General features: G+C 70.5%; 15 protein-coding genes and 2 tRNA genes. 5 read left to right on the top strand and 12 right to left on the bottom strand.

Annotated features, from left to right (window positions below):
• Positions 1 to 110: 110 nt before the first annotated feature.
• Positions 111 to 1,352 (bottom strand): hypothetical protein, encoded by a 1,242-nt coding sequence (locus AB0I28_RS08760; protein ID WP_357491106.1) that lies wholly within the window; start codon positions 1,350 to 1,352, stop codon positions 111 to 113.
• Positions 1,353 to 1,409: 57 nt separating this feature from the next.
• Between AB0I28_RS08760 and AB0I28_RS08755 the strand changes: the two genes are divergently transcribed.
• Entirely contained in the window at positions 1,410 to 2,177 is a 768-nt protein-coding gene (locus AB0I28_RS08755; protein ID WP_357491104.1) for a hypothetical protein, read from the top strand.
• 645 nt (positions 2,178 to 2,822) lie between these two features.
• Here the strand turns inward: AB0I28_RS08755 and AB0I28_RS08750 are convergent.
• The 6 genes from AB0I28_RS08750 to orn form a co-directional block, all read right to left on the bottom strand.
• The gene (locus tag AB0I28_RS08750; RefSeq protein ID WP_357491102.1) at positions 2,823 to 3,239 is read right to left on the bottom strand and encodes a hypothetical protein; all 417 of its coding nucleotides are present in this window, start codon (positions 3,237 to 3,239) and stop codon (positions 2,823 to 2,825) included.
• A 470-nt stretch (positions 3,240 to 3,709) separates the two neighbouring features.
• Positions 3,710 to 3,782, bottom strand: a tRNA-His gene (locus tag AB0I28_RS08745).
• 44 nt (positions 3,783 to 3,826) lie between these two features.
• Complete coding sequence (locus AB0I28_RS08740; RefSeq protein ID WP_357491100.1) at positions 3,827 to 5,017, bottom strand: hypothetical protein; 1,191 nt, start codon at positions 5,015 to 5,017, stop codon at positions 3,827 to 3,829.
• Between the two features lie 313 nt (positions 5,018 to 5,330).
• Positions 5,331 to 5,558: a hypothetical protein gene (locus AB0I28_RS08735; RefSeq protein WP_357491098.1), complete on the bottom strand. Its 228-nt coding sequence runs from the start codon at positions 5,556 to 5,558 to the stop codon at positions 5,331 to 5,333.
• 6 nt (positions 5,559 to 5,564) lie between these two features.
• On the bottom strand, positions 5,565 to 5,930 hold the full coding sequence (locus tag AB0I28_RS08730; protein WP_357491096.1) for a DUF6458 family protein: 366 nt from the start codon (positions 5,928 to 5,930) through the stop codon (positions 5,565 to 5,567).
• Between the two features lie 72 nt (positions 5,931 to 6,002).
• Positions 6,003 to 6,602, bottom strand: coding sequence for an oligoribonuclease (gene orn / locus AB0I28_RS08725; RefSeq protein WP_357491094.1), 600 nt, complete (start codon positions 6,600 to 6,602; stop codon positions 6,003 to 6,005).
• A 125-nt stretch (positions 6,603 to 6,727) separates the two neighbouring features.
• On the opposite strand from orn, the gene AB0I28_RS08720 reads away from it, so the two are divergent.
• On the top strand, positions 6,728 to 7,591 hold the full coding sequence (locus AB0I28_RS08720; protein WP_357491092.1) for a MurR/RpiR family transcriptional regulator: 864 nt from the start codon (positions 6,728 to 6,730) through the stop codon (positions 7,589 to 7,591).
• A 317-nt stretch (positions 7,592 to 7,908) separates the two neighbouring features.
• Positions 7,909 to 8,853 carry a sigma-70 family RNA polymerase sigma factor gene (locus tag AB0I28_RS08715; RefSeq protein ID WP_357491090.1) on the top strand — a complete coding sequence of 315 codons (945 nt, stop codon included), beginning with the start codon at positions 7,909 to 7,911 and terminating at the stop codon, positions 8,851 to 8,853.
• Positions 8,854 to 8,989: 136 nt separating this feature from the next.
• On the opposite strand, the gene AB0I28_RS08710 is transcribed toward AB0I28_RS08715, so the two are convergent.
• From AB0I28_RS08710 to AB0I28_RS08700, 3 genes are all read right to left on the bottom strand, one after another.
• Positions 8,990 to 9,463, bottom strand: coding sequence for a nucleoside 2-deoxyribosyltransferase domain-containing protein (locus tag AB0I28_RS08710; RefSeq protein WP_357491088.1), 474 nt, complete (start codon positions 9,461 to 9,463; stop codon positions 8,990 to 8,992).
• A 53-nt stretch (positions 9,464 to 9,516) separates the two neighbouring features.
• Complete coding sequence (locus AB0I28_RS08705; RefSeq protein WP_357491086.1) at positions 9,517 to 10,830, bottom strand: alpha/beta hydrolase-fold protein; 1,314 nt, start codon at positions 10,828 to 10,830, stop codon at positions 9,517 to 9,519.
• Positions 10,831 to 10,978: 148 nt separating this feature from the next.
• Positions 10,979 to 11,054, bottom strand: a tRNA-Lys gene (locus AB0I28_RS08700).
• 105 nt (positions 11,055 to 11,159) lie between these two features.
• Between AB0I28_RS08700 and AB0I28_RS08695 the strand changes: the two genes are divergently transcribed.
• A complete protein-coding gene (locus AB0I28_RS08695) occupies positions 11,160 to 12,128 on the top strand; it encodes a YafY family protein (protein ID WP_357491084.1) in 969 nt (322 codons plus the stop codon).
• 33 nt (positions 12,129 to 12,161) lie between these two features.
• Here the strand turns inward: AB0I28_RS08695 and AB0I28_RS08690 are convergent, their stop codons facing one another.
• Together AB0I28_RS08690 and AB0I28_RS08685 are read right to left on the bottom strand one after the other, a co-directional pair.
• Positions 12,162 to 13,094, bottom strand: coding sequence for an SDR family oxidoreductase (locus AB0I28_RS08690; RefSeq protein ID WP_357491082.1), 933 nt, complete (start codon positions 13,092 to 13,094; stop codon positions 12,162 to 12,164).
• Between the two features lie 45 nt (positions 13,095 to 13,139).
• The gene (locus tag AB0I28_RS08685) at positions 13,140 to 14,459 is read right to left on the bottom strand and encodes a hypothetical protein (RefSeq protein WP_357491080.1); all 1,320 of its coding nucleotides are present in this window, start codon (positions 14,457 to 14,459) and stop codon (positions 13,140 to 13,142) included.
• Between the two features lie 211 nt (positions 14,460 to 14,670).
• Between AB0I28_RS08685 and AB0I28_RS08680 the strand changes: the two genes are divergently transcribed.
• Positions 14,671 to 16,293, top strand: a complete 1,623-nt coding sequence (locus AB0I28_RS08680) for a peptide-N4-asparagine amidase (RefSeq protein WP_357491078.1) — start codon at positions 14,671 to 14,673, stop codon at positions 16,291 to 16,293.
• The last annotated feature ends 43 nt before the right edge of the window (positions 16,294 to 16,336 follow it).

Raw genomic sequence — 16,336 nt, 5'->3', positions numbered from 1 at the left:
GACGGCTCTCGGGCCGTCGGCGCACGAACGGTCCTATCAGGAGGGTGAGCACGGCGAGGTCGCCGTGCTCACCGTGACGTCCCCTGGACGGCGCTCGGCCCCCCGACTGGTCAGCGCCTCCGCAGCGAACGCGCGCCCGCCGAACCCGACAGCGCCATCAGGACCGCGCCGAGCACCATGGCTCGCTTGCGGTGCGGGTCCTCGGGGGAACTGGTCTTCACCGGCGCCTCAGGAGGCACCGGGATCACCAGCTCGACCGGCAGCGGCGGAGGCATGAGCGGCGCCGGCGGAGGCGGAGGCCGACGCGGAGCCGGGCCCGGTACGGACGGCGCCGGCGGAGGCGGTGACGCCCTCGGCGATGGAGGCGGCGACACCGAGGGAGACACGCTCGGCGACGGCGGTGGAGTCGTCGGCGACGGCGACGGGGAGAGCGAAGGCGAGGGCGTACTGGGACTCGGCGTCGGCGAGGACGTCGGCGTCGGATCGACCACCGGACGCGGGCAGTAGGCCGCGTCGGCGGAGTCGAGCGCGGGCCAGCGGACGACGGGAACGGCGGGCTCGCCGCCGTCGAGCGCGACGCGGTAGAGCACCGCACGGCCGTCGGAGTCGCCGATCACGGCGTACAGCGTCCGGCCCGGCACGAGGAAGGTCGCGCCGTAGAACCCGCCGCGCGGCAGTCCCCGCACAGGCCGCAGCACGACACGGCCACTGGCGGGTTCGACACTGACCAGGGTCCCGCCGGCGGTCGACGAGATGCCGTAGAGCTTCCCGTCGGAGGCGTCGTAGGACCAGTCACCGAAGCGCGGCCGGGTGGAGACGCGAACACTATCCACAATGGAACCGAACTCGGCCGTGTTCGCCGGGTCGATCCCGATCGACACGATGTGCGCGTCGGCGAGCACGACCAGCCGATCGCCGACCACGTCGCCGACATAGGCGCCGGACAGGCCCTTGAAGTACTCACCCTTGACCGGGCCGATGTCGCGCGTCCGGCCCTCCCGGTCGATGCGGATCAGGTCCGGCCCCGAGCCGTCCCCGCGTGTCGGGGTCAGGCCGTAGAGCGCCTCCTGCTTCTCGGCGAAGCCGACGGCGTTGACGCGGTACGGCAGCGAGGCGACGGTGACCCGCGCGCCGTCACCGTGATCCACTCTGGACAGTTTGTGCTGTTCGGTCATGGGGTCCTGCCACGTCAGGCAGGCCGCGCCCACGGGCGCGGCGGAGGCCTCCTCGCGCACGACCGTGCCGGCCACGGCCAGCCCGAAGACCGCCGCGCCCGCAACGACACCCGCGCAGGACAACAAAAGGGGGATACGGCGCACACGCCGCGCCGAGGCGACCGCAGATACTCGCATGATGACTCCAAGTTAGTGCAAGATAACCCAAAGCCCGGACATATAAGGGGTACAGCGATGAACGTGTGGCTTCTCGGGGCGGTCGTGGTCGTCGGCGCCGCCATCCTGGCGGGAGCCCTCGCCCTTGTCCAGCAACGCTTTTCACCTCCGGAGACGCGCGAGCCCTACAACGAGGTGGCCGGCTCGGTCTTCGAGATCGTGAGCGTCCTGTACGCGATCGTGCTCGCCTTCGTGCTCATCGCGGTGTGGGAGCAGATGTCGGAGGCTCAGCGGACCAGCTATGCCGAGTCGGCCGCGGTCGTCGAGATCTACTGGGACGCCCAGAATCTGCCCGACGCCCAGCGCGTCGCGGTGCAGGACCTCTGCGTGCGGTACGCCGATCAGGTGGTCAACGTCGAGTGGCAGCAGATGACCGACCATGTCGAGGTGAGTCCGGACGGCTGGACGATCGCCGACACCATCCGCGCCCAGTGGTCGAGCTGGTCGCCCACGGGCGACATCGAGAACGCCGTGAAGGAGGACGGCCGCGACCAGATCCGCGTGCTGTACAACGCCCGCGCCGAGCGGCTGGCCACCTCCCAGGACGGACTGTCGGGCGTGATGTGGCTGGTCCTGATCGCCGGCGCGGTGCTGGTGATGGGCGTGCTGTTCCTGTTCGGCATCCCCGGGCGGGCGGCGCACCTGGCGGTCATCACGGCGGCGGCGAGCATGATCGCCCTGCTGCTGTTCTCGGTGTGGGAACTGGAGTATCCCTACGCGCGGGCGATAGCGATCGGGCCCGATGCGATGGTGCTGGCGCTGGAGCGGTTCACCCAGATCGGGTGAGTGGGCGGACGGCCGGGCGAGGCGGTCCGGATCGCGATGATCCGGGCCGCTTCGTCGCACCTCGCCGGGAGGCCGCAAGAGTCGAGCGGGCGGACGGTACGCGCCGCCCAGACGACCGTCCACGACGGACAGTGCCGGTGACGAACCGTTCGGCCATCGTCACTGTTCGCCGCGAGACGTAGCGTCGATCTACCCCCTGGTGGGCACCAGGGTCCCCACGTGGGAGGCCGGACCGTGAGGCACGGGCACACGAGCGGTCCGGCCGGACCTTCGCGGGTGCGGCGCGCGCACGCCGCACCCGCGACATGTCACGTCGCAGCAGGCGTGGCGGACGCCCGGCTCCCCCGTTCGCTGAGGTGCCGGAAGGGCGCGTGGACCCCCGTGACGGACCCGCCGTGCCACGGCGGGAAGCAGAGCCACCCACGCCGGCAGTTCGTAGGAGACGTCGCCGACGGAGACGGGCGTGGCCGTCGCCGAAGTGAGGAACGCCGACGGCTCCGGCAGTTCGTCCACCCCGCCGCCAAGGTCGCGGTTCGCCGGGGACGGCGAGGTCGCCCGGCCGGAGAAACCACGGCACGTCGGCGATGAACCGCTCCCAGTCGCTCATGGGCCATGGTGGCATTGGGGCGCACGTCGAGCAGGGCGCTACGCCTCCGTGATGGTGCGGACTCCCCCGCCCGCCGGCGGGTGCGCCGCGAGCAGGCGGCCGAGGGCGTTGAGGGTCGCGGCGCCGTAGGTGGACTCGGCGGTCGCGTAGCTCGCGGACCACACCGGCCGGAGCACGTCGGTGGCGTCCGGGTCGGCGAGGTGGACCGCGAGCGCGGGTCGGCCCGGCGCCGGGTGGCGGGCGCGGCCTGCGGATGGGACGAGAGCCTCCCTGTCGACGACGAGGAGCAAAGCGCCGACGTCGACCTCGACGACGTCGCCGGGGCCGACGAAGTAGCCGAGGACGGCGTGGACGCCGACCCGCGCACGGTCGACGCCGGTGATGACCTTACGCACGGCACTGGCGGCGTGGGCGCCGGCGGGGACGGTCGGAACGGTGAGGCTGATGCGGTTCACGGTGGTGCTCCGGGGGGGGCAGGAGGGGCGGGGTGTCGGGGCGCTTGGGGCGGGTTCACTCTGCCGGAAGGGCGGGCGCGCTAAGGGCGTGAGGTGCGCTTGGCAGCGGGCCGGCGGATGCGGTCCGCCCGGGGACGCCGGGTGGACGGGTCGTCGGGAGAGAAGCCACCCTCGCGATGACAACAGTGTGGCGACAGCCGGCAGTGGGCGAAGAGCTCGCGAGCCCCACGCCCGGGTGTCTCGACGACGGAATCAAGGGCTCGTGGCCGGCCGGCCCGCCGTCGAACTCGCCTTCCCCGGGCTCGGCGGCGAGGGCCACGTCCGCGAGTCGTTCGAGCACTGAGCCTCGAACACGCGCTGCGAGTGCCCTGGCGTCGCGAGACGGCACCGCCGGGACCCGTCGCCCCGCCCAACGGGCAGGAAAAACCCCGCCCTCCCTGTGTTCCCACAGGTCGGACGGGGCTCGACGGGGTGAGTGACGGGGCTCGAACCCGCGACCTCACGGACCACAACCGGGCGCTCTACCAGCTGAGCTACACCCACCATCGTTCACCGCAGAAGCGGCGACGCCCAATGATAGCGGTACCTCAGGGCCCCGCCGCCACCGGGTTTTTCAAAAGCGGGAATCGGGGCGGCCGGAAGGTGCTCGGCTGCATGTGGCGGGCCCACGCACCGGACCTGACCAGCGCGTTCGCCACGAGCCACATGCCCGCCAGGCCGAGGGCGCCGTACCAGACGGAGGCACCGCCGTACCAGGTGGTGAAGTCGACGGGGGGCGCGTCCAGCAGCTCACCCTGCACGTACAGCGTGAGGCCGGTGAGGAACGCCGCGACGAATCCGCCGCCGATCGCCTCGGCCCACCAGGGAAGAGTGCGCAACATCACCAGGTCGATGCCGATGGCACCGCCGAGGAGCATGAAGGGGACGGCCGACGGGGGGAAGTCCGCCGCCGTGAGGAGGCCCCAGGCGACGCAGCGGTAGGCGACGTAGGCACCGGCGACGGCGGTCGCGGTGAACCGCAGTCCGACCATCTTGCGGGCGATGACGAGGGCGATCATGCCGACCCCGACGGCCCAGGAGAGGTAGACCCAGTCGGGGATGGGCAGCGCGAAGGCGATGAAGGACTGCTCCCCCAGCGGCATCCCGAGTTGCTGTGCGGCGAACTCGCGCAGCTCCGGCTCGGCGTAGGGGGCACCGCGCAGGTAGGCCGCGATCGACAGGACCCCGTACTCCTGGTGCTGGTTCGGGAAGAGGGTGTTCTCGAAGAACGCGAACCACAGGGCGGCGATGGTGAAACGGCGCTCGGCCATCCACTCGCGCGGCCCGAACAGCCAGTAGGCCCGCAGCGCGCCGGCGATCATGATCGCGGTCCCGATGTACAGCCCGGCGTGGGAGAACGACCAGGCGGTGATGTCGAGGCCGTTGACGGCGTGGTTGACGAGGTCGACCGGGATCGACACCAGGAACACCCCGGTGCCCAGCTGCATCAGCCGCAGTGAGATCTTGTCGACGCCGAAGCCGGTGTAGGTGTGGCACACGACCAGCACGAGGACCATGATCGTGCCGATGGTGTTGAGGATGTGCGGCGGTGCGAGGTCGTCGCGCAGCCACTTGAAGTGCCACGACACGTCCCAGCTCGAACCGAGGATCTTGAGCGCGAAGGCCACCAGCCACCAGCGGTAGACGATGCGCAGCATCCGTGGACGGTCCACATCGGAGGGACCACGGCGCGCGTAGTCGATCCAGTCGAGACCTCTGGTGATCTGCTCCTTGAGCACGTTCTACTCCCGGGGAAATAGTGAACAGCACGCATCTTTCCCGATGGAAGGCTCGCACGCCATCCGGGTTTCCCCTGAAGTGGCCACGCGGGCCCGACGAGTGACGGTCCGGCCCGGCCCGTAGCGAGATTGTGGCGCAAACGTGGCGGCATCGTGGCGGCGCCGCGCACAGTTTCCTCGACCCGCGCGGGTGGCTCTCGGTCAAGGTCCGTCTCAGCCCTCCGACAGGCCGGCGTTCTGCTCCCCAGGCCCGGTCGCACGGGTACGGGCCCCGTCCCATTGGGGCGGACGGGGCCCGTCAAAGGTCGAAGGCTCAGCGCCTGCTGTAGCGCCGGCCGCGCCAGGGCCTGCGGCCCCTCCAGGAGCGACCGCCGCCGCCACCACCGCGGCGCACCGCGGATCCGACGCCGGCGAGGTGCAGGGCCGCGAAGAGCAGCCCGGCGGTGGTCAGGAGACTGGCGGTGAAGATCTCAAGGCTGAAGTCCGCCAGCCGGAAGATGAGCGCGAGGCCGAACAGGATCGCCGCGACGACTGCCATCATGTCCGATCACCTCCGTCTGATGATGCGACGACGCTTGGGGGCGACCGTCTGTTCGACGACCGTCTCCGAGGGTGTTCGCTGTCGGTCGTCGTAGTCGCCGCGCTGGACGTGGCGTTCCTCGACGATGGTCTGCGGCACGTGCTCCTCTTCGATGACCGTTCGGGGCACATGTCGTTCTTCGATGACCGTTCGGCGTGCGCGGGCCGCGCGGCGCTTGTTCCAGATGCGGAAGAAGAGCACCAGCCACAACACGCCCGCGGCCATGAGAATGAGCCCGGCGGCCTGCAGGTTCAGCCAGGAGATGTCCCACTCCACGGCGAATGACAGGATCGCGCCGAGCACGATGAGAAATATTGCGGCTCCGATACCCATGCGGTCTGAGTACCCCATGTGGACGGTCGCCGAACCTCTCGCGAGCAGGCGTTCTCCCCCGATCTCGCACCGCTATTCGGTGCCGATGGCCTCACCGATCGCGCGGGCGGTCTCACTGTCGGGTCCCGGCTGCGCGACGAAGACCGCGCGGCGGTAGTACTCCAGTTCCTTGATGCTGTCGCGGATGTCGGCCAGCGCCCGGTGCGCGAGGCCCTTCTGCGGCTGCGAGAAGTACACGCGGGGATACCAGCGACGCGTCAGTTCCTTCACCGAGGACACGTCGATCATCCGGTAGTGGAGGTGCTCGTGCAGGGCGGGCATGTCGCGGGCGATGAAGCCGCGGTCGGTGGCGATGGAGTTCCCGCACAGCGGCGCGGTGCGCGGGTCGGGCACCCACTCGCGGATGTAGTCCAGGACGAGCCTCTCGGCCTCGGCCACGGTCACCTTCGAGGCGCGCACCTCCTCGGTGAGCCCCGACTTGGCGTGCATGTCCCGCACGACGGGGAGCATGTTGTCCAGCTGCTCGTCCCCGGCGTGGATGACGATGTCGACACCCTCCCCGAGCACGTTCAGGTCGGGGTCGGTGACCAGCGCGGCGACCTCGATGAGGGCGTCGCCGGCCAGGTCGAGTCCGGTCATTTCACAGTCGATCCACACCAAGAGATCCGTCACGTCGTCGAGAATACGACCCGTTCCGGTCTCCTGCGCGACACCTTCGGCCGAGTTGACCACGGTTGTCAAATGGCCGTAACGTCCTCCGTGTGGCGAAACAAGACAGTAGGGTGAGCGCTCCCACCGTGGATCTCATAGCGCAGATCCGCGGCGTGCTCCCCTCACTGCCCAAAGCCGAGCAGCGGGTCGCCACCACGATCCTCGGCGATCCGGCCGCGCTGGCGACCTACACGATCACCGACCTCGCCGCCGCCGCGCACACGTCCGAGGCGACTGTCATCCGCTTCTGCCGCTCGATCGGCCTCTCCGGCCACCGCCAGCTGCGTCTGCGGGCTGCCGAGGCGGTCGCGCGCAGGCCTTCGACGCCGGACCCGAAGGTCGTCGGTGGCGACATCCCCGCCGGCGCGGACATGCCCCGGATCATCGCCACGATCGGCTTCCACGACACGCGGGCCGTCTCCGACACCGTCGAGCAGCTCGACCCGGCCGTGTGCACGAAGGTCGTCGACGCGCTGGCCAACGCCGGCCGCGTGGACGTGTTCGGCGTCGGCGCCTCCGGTTTCGTCGCCGCCGACTTCCACCAGAAGCTGCACCGCATCGGCCGCACCGCGAACTGCTGGACCGACGTGCACGCAGCCCTGACGGGCGCGGCACTGCTCAAACCGGGCGACGTCGCCTTCGGGATCACCCACACCGGCGAGACCCACGACATCGTCGACGTGCTCAAGCTGGCCGCCGACCGGGGCGTCACGACGGTCGCCCTCACGAACTTCCCGCGCTCGACGGTTTCAGGTGTCGTCGATCACGTCCTGACCACCGCTGCGGGGGAGACCACATTCCGATCCGGTGCGACCGCCAGCCGCATCGCCCAGTTGACGGTCGTCGACTGCCTCTTCGTGGGACTGGCCGCGCGCGGCCGGCAACGCACCGCGGACGCCTTGGCGGCGACCGCGGGGGCCGTCAAGGACCGGCGGCGTTCGTCGAGATGAGGGGGTTCGCGGAGTGGCAGTGGCGGAGGTCATAGGCAGTGAGCGTCACCTCGATCGGGTGGACACTCAACCTTTTCCCGAGATAACGCGTGTAGTCGTAAGTAGATGAGATCAACGACGGGTATCCAAGTGACGTGCGCCGCATCGTCGTCACGAACGGGCCCGCGGTGCGTCTCATGAACGTCAATATCAGGTAACGAGTGATGCAGGACATGCAGCAGTCGCCCTGAGGACGGAATCAACACCCCGGCCCATCTGTTGTGATGATGGCACCACCGGTGTGATGGGGGACGAACGAGGTTGGAGGACCCTTGAGCGTGGACACGGCGACGAAGAGTATCCGTACTGGCGAGGTCGCAGAAGAGCGCGACCTGGTCGGCGTGTACCTGCACGAGATCTCGAAGACCCCGCTGCTCGACGCGGCCGGAGAGGTCGACCTCGCCAGGGCGGTCGAGGCGGGCTTGTACGCGCAACGACTCCTTGCTGACGATCAGATTCCCGATGGGGCTACCGCCAGCGAGCTTAACCGCATTGTTCTCGATGGCCAAAAAGCCAAGGAGCAGTTCATCAAGGCGAACCTTCGCCTGGTGGTCTCGATCGCCCGCCGGTACGTGCGCAGCGGTATGCCCATGCTGGACCTGATCCAGGAGGGCAACACCGGTCTGGTGCGCGCGGTGGAGAAGTTCGACTACCAGCGCGGGTTCAAGTTCTCGACCTATGCGACCTGGTGGATCCGGCAGGCGATCTCGCGGGCCATCGCCCAGCAGGAGCGCACCGTCCGCCTCCCGGTGCACTTGGTCGAAGACGTCAACCGCATGCGCAACATGGCCAGGCAGCTCACCCGCGAGCTCGGGGCGGACCCGGAGCCCGACCAGATCGCCCACGCACTGGGTGTGACGGTCGAACGCGTCAACGAGTTGATCCGCTGGTCCCAGGACACCGTTTCGCTGGACACCCCGATCGGCGACGACGGCGACACCAACCTCGGCGACCTGGTCGCCGACTCCGACGAGCCTTCGCCGGAGGACGTGGTGATCGCCGGTCTCGAGCGTGAGCGCATCGACCTGATGCTCAACCACCTCGACGACCGCTCGGCCGGGATCGTGAAGGCCCGCTACGGGCTGGAGGACGGCCGTGAGCACTCGCTCACGGAGGTCGCCAACCGGTTCTCGCTTTCTCGCGAACGCATCCGCCAGCTGGAGATCCAGGCGCTCGCGCGTCTGCGGGACCTGGCTCGCGACGGGGGACTCGAAGCGGCCTGACGAGGCCGTACGAGCGGAAACGACATCACCGGCGTCCCGGAAAGGGGCGCCGGTTCTGTTCGTCCTCCTTGAACCGCGTGTCCCTGACACCGCCGTGCCCTCGACGCCGTCCCGGCCACTCGTCCGCCCGGCGGCCTCAGCCGTCACGCAGGGCGCGCAGCGCCTCGGCGACCACTTCCTCAAGGGTGGAGCGCACCTCCACCTCGGGCCGCACGTGCCGCAACTGCTGCCGCACATCCATTGCCCGCGAGTACGAGGGGTGGACGCCGACGGCGATCCTGCCCGGTCGTTCGGCGGCCGAGCCGAGTTCGAAGAGGGTGATCGGCTGCGTCGAGGGCCCTTCGGCGAACCAGAAGAGCACCAGATCGGCGGCGCGCAGAAGCCGGTGCTCCCAAGCGATCTGCTCGACGCTGTCGGCCTCGCGGGTCATGTCGAAGCCGGCGCGGCGCGGGTTGAAGACCGTGACGGGGAAACCGGCGCGCCCGGCGAGGATCTCGGCCCTCGACTGCCAGTCCTCGATGCCGGTGATCCCACCCGCCAGGAACAGCGACGGACCGTCGCCGTCGAGCCGTTCGTAGGGCTCGGGTGCCCTGACCAACCTGAGAGACATGCGAGACAGCCTACGTGCGTCTCAGGCCGTTTCCGGGCTCGTTGTGACGCGCTCTAGAGGCCCGCCGGGGCGGTGAGGCCGAGCTCGTCGCCCAGCCAGGGCAGGGATTCGAGCATGCCGGTCCGCCAGGCGTTCATGTCGTGACCGCCGGGGACGGTCTGGTACTCGACGTTCATCCCCGCGTTCTGCGCCGCCGCGTACAGGGCGCGCAGTCCCTCGGCCATGCCGGTGTCCTTCTCGCCGATCACGAAGCGGCCGGCGGTGTCGGCGAAGTTCGTCGACGCCATGACGTCGAGGGGGTTGACGCGCGCGAAGGCGGCGGCGTCACCGTCGAAGGCCTCGTCGAGGGTCTCCTGCCGGCTGCCGAGACTCGGCTCGGCCTCGCCGCTGAGGTCGAGGAAGCGGCCGTAGGTGGAGGGCGAGTTGACCGCGAGGATCAGCGAGCAGGTCCCGCCCTGGGAGAAGCCGCCGAAGGCCCAGGAGTCGCGGTCGGTGGCCACCGACAGGTTCTCGTGAACCCAGGCGGGCACGTCGATCGAGAGATACGTCAGCGACTGGCCGAGTTCGGTGTCGAGGCACATCGGGTTGGACCAGGCGCCGCCGAGCTGGTCGGGCATGACGACCACGGGCGCCAGTCCCTCGTGGCGGGCGGCGTAGGCGTCCATCGTCTGCACGATCTGGCCGGAGTCGATCCAGTCGCGGGGACTGCCCGGCTGCCCGGCGACGAGCACGAGAACGGGCAGGACGGGCCGCGGGGTCACCAGATAGGCGGGCGGCAGCCAGACCCAGCCGCTGCGGGCCTGGAAGCCCGACGCGGTCGGTGGGACGTCCATCTCGGCGAGCGCGCCGTGGGCGGGCAGGTCGGCGGGCGGTTTCCATGCCTGGGCGAGGGACTTGCCGTCGGGGGCGGCGATGGTGGCGTCGGCGGGGTCGAGCTCGTCGAGGCCGACGGGTTCGACGGGGAGGTGGCCGAGGAGTCCGGCGACCGAGGGGTACCAGCCGTAGTGGCGGTTGACCTGGATCGCCGAGGCGGCGAGCACGCAGATCACGGCGATGACCGACAGGGTGCGCATGCCGGGCCCGTAGTAGAGGATCTTCCCCGCCGCGAGGACGCCGGCGGCGACCACGCCTCCGATGTAGGCGCACACGAGCAGCGGGAGCGGGTCGGGGAAGGGTTGCCAGAGGACGTCGACGACGAACTTGACCAGCGCCGCGGTGCCGACGCCGGAGACGAAGGCGATGGGGAACCATCCCCAGCCGGTCCACCACACTCGGCGGGCGTCGAAGACGAGGAACGCCGCCGCGACGAGACCGGCGATGACGATGTTGGACACGACCGATCCGGTGATCAGCGACCAGTCCCACATCGTGTTGCCTCCCCCTCGGCTGCGGCCATTATGCGGGCCGCGGGCGAGCCTGGAAGGCGAAGCGGCACTCGCATGTATGTGTCCCATATGGAGGACCGGTAAACGAAAACCCCCGACCGGCGCGGTGGCCGATCGGGGGTTTACCGTGTGGTGCGCCGTCAGGGACTCGAACCCCGAACCCGCTGGTTAAGAGCCAGCTGCTCTGCCAATTGAGCTAACGGCGCGTGTCTCGGTGCCGTACTTGCCGCACCGAGGGGAAACTTTAGCAGACCACCGGCGACCCCTTCGAGGGGATATCCCCGACCCTGTGACCTGGAGGTTCATCCCGCATGAAGGCAGGCCGGCTCGTCGCCCTCCTCCTCACTTTGCAGACCGAGCGCGGCGCGACGGCCGCGCGCCTGGCCGAGGCGCTGGAGGTCTCGGTGCGCACGATCTACCGGGACGTGACGGCCCTCCAGAGCGCCGGGGTGCCGCTGTGGACCGAGCCGGGACCGACGGGCGGGATCAGGCTCCTCGACGGCTGGCGCACCCGCCTCGACGGTCTCACCGCCGACGAGGCGGCGAGCCTGTTCGCGGGGACGGCCCCGGCGGTGCTCGACGGGCTCGGGCTGGGGACGGTGGCGGTGGCCGCGCAGGCGAAGGTCCTGGCGACGCTGCCGCCGGAGCTGCGCGACCGGGCCGGACGCCTGCGCGAACGCTTCCACCTCGACGCCCCGGCGTGGTTCGCCGCGCCCGACGAGGCCCCGCACCTGGCCGCGGTCGCCGACGCGGTGTGGGAGCAGCGGCGACTCGACGTGGGCTACCGGCGCGGCGAGGACGTCATCCGGCGCGTCCTCGACCCGCTGGGCCTGGTCCTCAAGGCGGGCGTCTGGTACCTGGCGATGCGTTCGGAGAAGGGCCGCGTGCTGACCTACCGGGCGTCGAGGGTGACCGACGTCGCCGACACGGGCGAGCGCTTCGAACGGCCCGGGGGCTTCGACCTGGCCGCCTGGTGGGCGACGTCACAGGCACAGTTCGACGAGGTCATGCAGCCGCAGCCGGTGCGGGTGCGGCTCAGCCCTCGCGCGGTGAGCCGTTTCGACGCGGCGGTCGGCCCGCTCACCGCCCGCCGGGCGCTCGCCGAGTGCGGGCCGCCCGACGGCGAGGGCTGGGTGGAGGTCGAGGTGGGGCTGGAGAGCGTCGCGATCGCCGTGCACCAGCTCACCTGCCTTGGCGGCGAGGTCGAGGTGCTGGCGCCGCCGGAGGTGCGGGCCGGGCTCGCGGCGGTGGGCGCGGCCATGGCGGCCCGCAACGCGTAGGGGTCCCGGCCGCATGAGCGGCCGGGATCGCTGTCAGCGTCGGTAGGGCGAGTAGTCGTTGACGTCGGCGCCGGCCTCGGTCGCGCGGTAGTAGTCGGCGAAGTGCGGCTGGGTGCCGTCGAGGTCGCGGATCCCGTAGACGGGCGCGAGCTCCCAGCTGGCGACGCCCCGGCCGGCCCAGCGCGCGCGGTCGGGGTCGGCGGCGAGCGCGGTGATGCAGCGCGCGACGAAGTACGGCGTCTCCGACATTCCGAAGTGGACGCTCTGGACGATCGCGTCGCGCCAGTTGTCCTCGGTGACCCCGAAGTGCGCCAGCATCTGCTCCGAGCGCAGGAAACCCGGCGTGACCGACACCGCGGTGCCACCGTGGGGTTCGAGCTCCTTGGCCAGCGCCAGCGCCATGCGCTGGGGCGTGATCTTGGCCAGGTCGTAGAAGAACTGCTGCCGGTACTCGCGGTTGAACTCCTCGTCCCCGTCGGTGATCTCGATGACGAGGCCGCCGGGGTTGCGGATCAGCAGGGGAAGCGCCTCATGGCTGGTGATGATGTGCGTGTCGATCGCCAGGCGCAGCATCCGCAGGCCCTTGTCGAGGTCGAGCTCCCACAGCGGCTTGCCCCACTCGGTGAGGTGCTCGCCGCCCCAGATGTCGTTGACGAGGACGTCGAGGCGCCCGGCTTCCTTGTCGATGCGCGCGACGAGTTCGCGGACCTGTGCGACGTCGAGGTGGTCGGTCGGGACGGCGATGCCCTTCCCGCCGGCGGCGTCGACCAGTTCGGCGGTCTCCTCGATCGTCTCGGCGCGGTCGATCTCCGAGCGCTTCGACCGGGTCGAGCGCCCGGTGGCGTACACGGTCGCGCCGGCCCGCCCGAACTCGACCGCGATCGCCCGGCCGGCACCACGCGTCGCCCCCGCGACCAGCACGATCTTCCCGGTCAGCGGCCTGTTCCCCACTCCGTTTTCGCTCATGGGTCCATCGTCTCGCCAATCCTTGACACCTACGGGCAGGAATGGTCAGACGAACTCGAAACGCTGGTTCTCGCCCTTGCCGCAACCGGCGGAGACCGGCGCCCCGCCGCCGCTGACGGCGAGGCAGGTGCCGTTGTCGACGAGGCGGATGCGGTAGACGCCGTCGGCGACCCGGTCGAGCGTGAACACCTGCGAGGGGTCGCCGGTGCAGGCGTCGCCGATGAAGCCGTTGCCGACCCCGTTGTCCGCCGAGGAGATGCAGCCCTCGCCGTGGTCGGGGTGGTAGGTCGTCAGGTAGTACTCACCGCCGCCGAGACTCTGGAGTCCTTCGGCCGACAGCGGTGCCGACGAGCAGTTCTTCTGCACGACCGTCGAGTCGCCGCGGTCGCTCTCGTCGAGGCACAGGCCCGAGGAGACCGACTTGATCCGGAAGGAGCCGGTGCCGGGAGCCTTCCCGCCCCCGTTGTCGTCGTCGCCGCCGTCGTTGCCGTCGGGCGGGTCGTCGGGCTTCGCGGGCTCGTCGTCGCCGGTGGAACCGGGTTTCGGCTTGGGCGACGTGGAAGGTTCGGCGGACGGCACCGGGGACGCCGACGGCGTGGCCGATTCGCCCGCGGGAAGCGGCTGGAGGACCGGGTCGACCTGCTCGGCGCCGGTATCGGTGGGCCGGTCCTGGCCGCCGTCGCGGAGGGTGCCGATGGCGAACAGCGCGAGCGCGACGACGAGGGCCGTGGCGAACACACGCACGGGGATGGCGTCGAGACGCAGGGCACGGACTCGTCCGCCGGGTCGAAACCAGGCCGGGATGAGTTTCGCCGCAAGGCGGTCGCGGCGGGGCTTGCGGGCCTTGGGAGGCCGAGGAGCGCGCGAGGGCTTGGGAGGCTTGGCGGGCCGGGGAGGTTTCGGGCTCTTCGGGCGCGCGGTGGGAGCGGTGGGTTCCGGAACGGAGGTGCCGGTCGTGGCGGGCCGGGGACCGAACACGGCTTCGGCCGCGGTCGGCTCCCCGGTCGATGGTGGTGGGCCGAGGTCGAGAGTGGACGATCGCGCCGCAGGCGGTGTAGCGGCGACCGGGACCGTCCCCCTTACGATCGGAAGCTCCTGGGTGTCGTCCCGGGTCCACTGCGGCAGCCCGACCGCGGCAACGCCCTTCGCCTCGGCCGGCGAGGCCGCCGGCGCCGGATCCGGAACCGGCGGGGGATCGGGCGGACCTCCCCCGCCCGCCTTCACCGAGCGTCTGGCCGGCGCGCCTCGCCGCGACTTCGCGCGGCGGGTGTCGGTCAGGGACGCGAAAGGCTCGACCGGTGCTCCCCCGGCGCCACCGGCGCCGCTCGGGTCGGATGCGCCGGAATCCTGCGGTGTCGCGCTCACGGGCCATCACCTCCGGGGATCAGGGCATGGTGAAGCGGTGCGGGGCCGCTGCCGGTCATGCTATTTGCCCGCGCCGTTTCCCGCTGTCCCGTCGAAACGCCCCCGAACGGCCCCATCCGCACTCGCGGTGACCCTGATCGAGGTCTTGACTCAAACCGCCGTCATCTGGCTTACTCCCTGCGGTTCACCACTCGCACCACGGAGGCCGCACATGAGACTGACGCAGAGGGCACTGACGATCGCCGGCGTCGCCGTGCTCACGGTCGCGGCGGCGGCATCGCCGGCGCTCGCCGCCGAGCCGCCGGCGGAGTTCGGTTCCGACTGGGACGATCCGCGAACGGCGGTCGCGCCCATCGAGAAGCCGGACACGCCGTCATGCGAGATCCAGCTCGTCGACTACGAGTTCCGCGACTTCACGCCTTTCGAGGGCACCTACACGCCACCGGCCGACTGCGCCGGCGACTGGTCGAAAGTGGTGCTGCGCCTCGAAGGCGCCGTCGCCGGCCGCCAGTACGACCGGCTCGGCGCCCTGACCATCGGCGAGGTGCCGGTCTTCAAGACCTCCACCCCCGAACCCTCCGTCGACGGCATCGCGTGGACTGTCGAGAGCGACCTCACCGAGTACTCGGCGCTGCTGAGGTCGCCGCAGCCGACGTGGATGCTGATCGGCAACGTCGTCAACGACACCTACACCGGCGTCCTCGACGTGCAGGTCTACCTCACCTTCTACACCGCCGACCGGCACCACCCCGCTCCCCCGGCCGCCGATACCGTCACGCCGCTGTCCAATGTGCACAAAGAGGACGGCGTCACCGTCGGGGACGTGACCCTGCCGCGCAACTCCGAGAAGCTGATCGCCGACGTCTACGCCACCGGCTCCGGCGGCGGCTGCGAGGAGTTCTGGTACTTCACCGCCCCCGCCGAGGGCTACTCCTGCCCCAACCCCGAAGGCCCCTACCGCGAGGTGCAGGTCCTCGTCGACGGCGAACTGGCCGGGATCGCCGCGCCCTTCCCGCACGTCTACACGGGCGGCTGGTCGAACCCTTACCTCTGGTACACACTGCCGGCACCGCGCGCCTTCGACGTCCGCCCGATCTCCTACGACCTGACGCCCTTCCTGGGACTGCTCAACGACGGGCGCACGCACCAGGTGACCGTCCAGGTCGTCGGCGTCCAGCCGGGGCAGTCCGGCTGGGACACGCCGGTGGGCCTGCGCTCCTGGCAGGACGAGGACAGCACGGTCGTGCGCGGACGCCTGATCACCAGTCGCGCGACGGATCTGGCCAACACCAGCACCCACACCGCTGACGGCGACGACCACCGCGTGAACACGAAGGGCTCGCACCGCCTGACCACGATCGGCTCGCTGAAGACCTCGCACGGGACAGTCGTGACCACTGTGGACCGCCGGGTGGCCAACGAGGGCGTGCACTCCTGGGGCGCCGGCGAGAACCCCGACGGCGTGACCGCGACCTGGACCGACGAGACCTCGCTGACCCAGGTCGGCGGCGGCTTCCCGGTCCTGGAGTCGAGCAGGAAGACCTTCACCATGGACGGCGTCATCGCCGTCGACTCCACCGACCGTCTCACTACCACGCTGACCATCGGCGACGCCGAGGAGTTCAGGTCGTTCTCGACCGAAGGCCTGACCGCGACGAACATGTCCGATGTGCACACCGGTGAGGCCGGCTGGAACATCAGCGCGCCCAGGCCCGAGCGGCACGCCATGGGCGTCTCGGAGCACCACTACGCGCTGTCGGGCACCGAGGGCTGCTACGACCGCCGGATCGCGACGAGGAACGGGTACGTCACGGCCGACGAGTACGGCTGCTGACACCTCTGTCCTCGGCCCGGCCGCATCGCGGCCGGGCCGTTGT

Origin of the sequence: Phytomonospora sp. NPDC050363 (genome assembly GCF_040655735.1) — a bacterium.
GTDB lineage: Bacteria > Actinomycetota > Actinomycetes > Mycobacteriales > Micromonosporaceae > Phytomonospora.
This window is presented reverse-complemented; position numbering and strand designations above follow the sequence as displayed.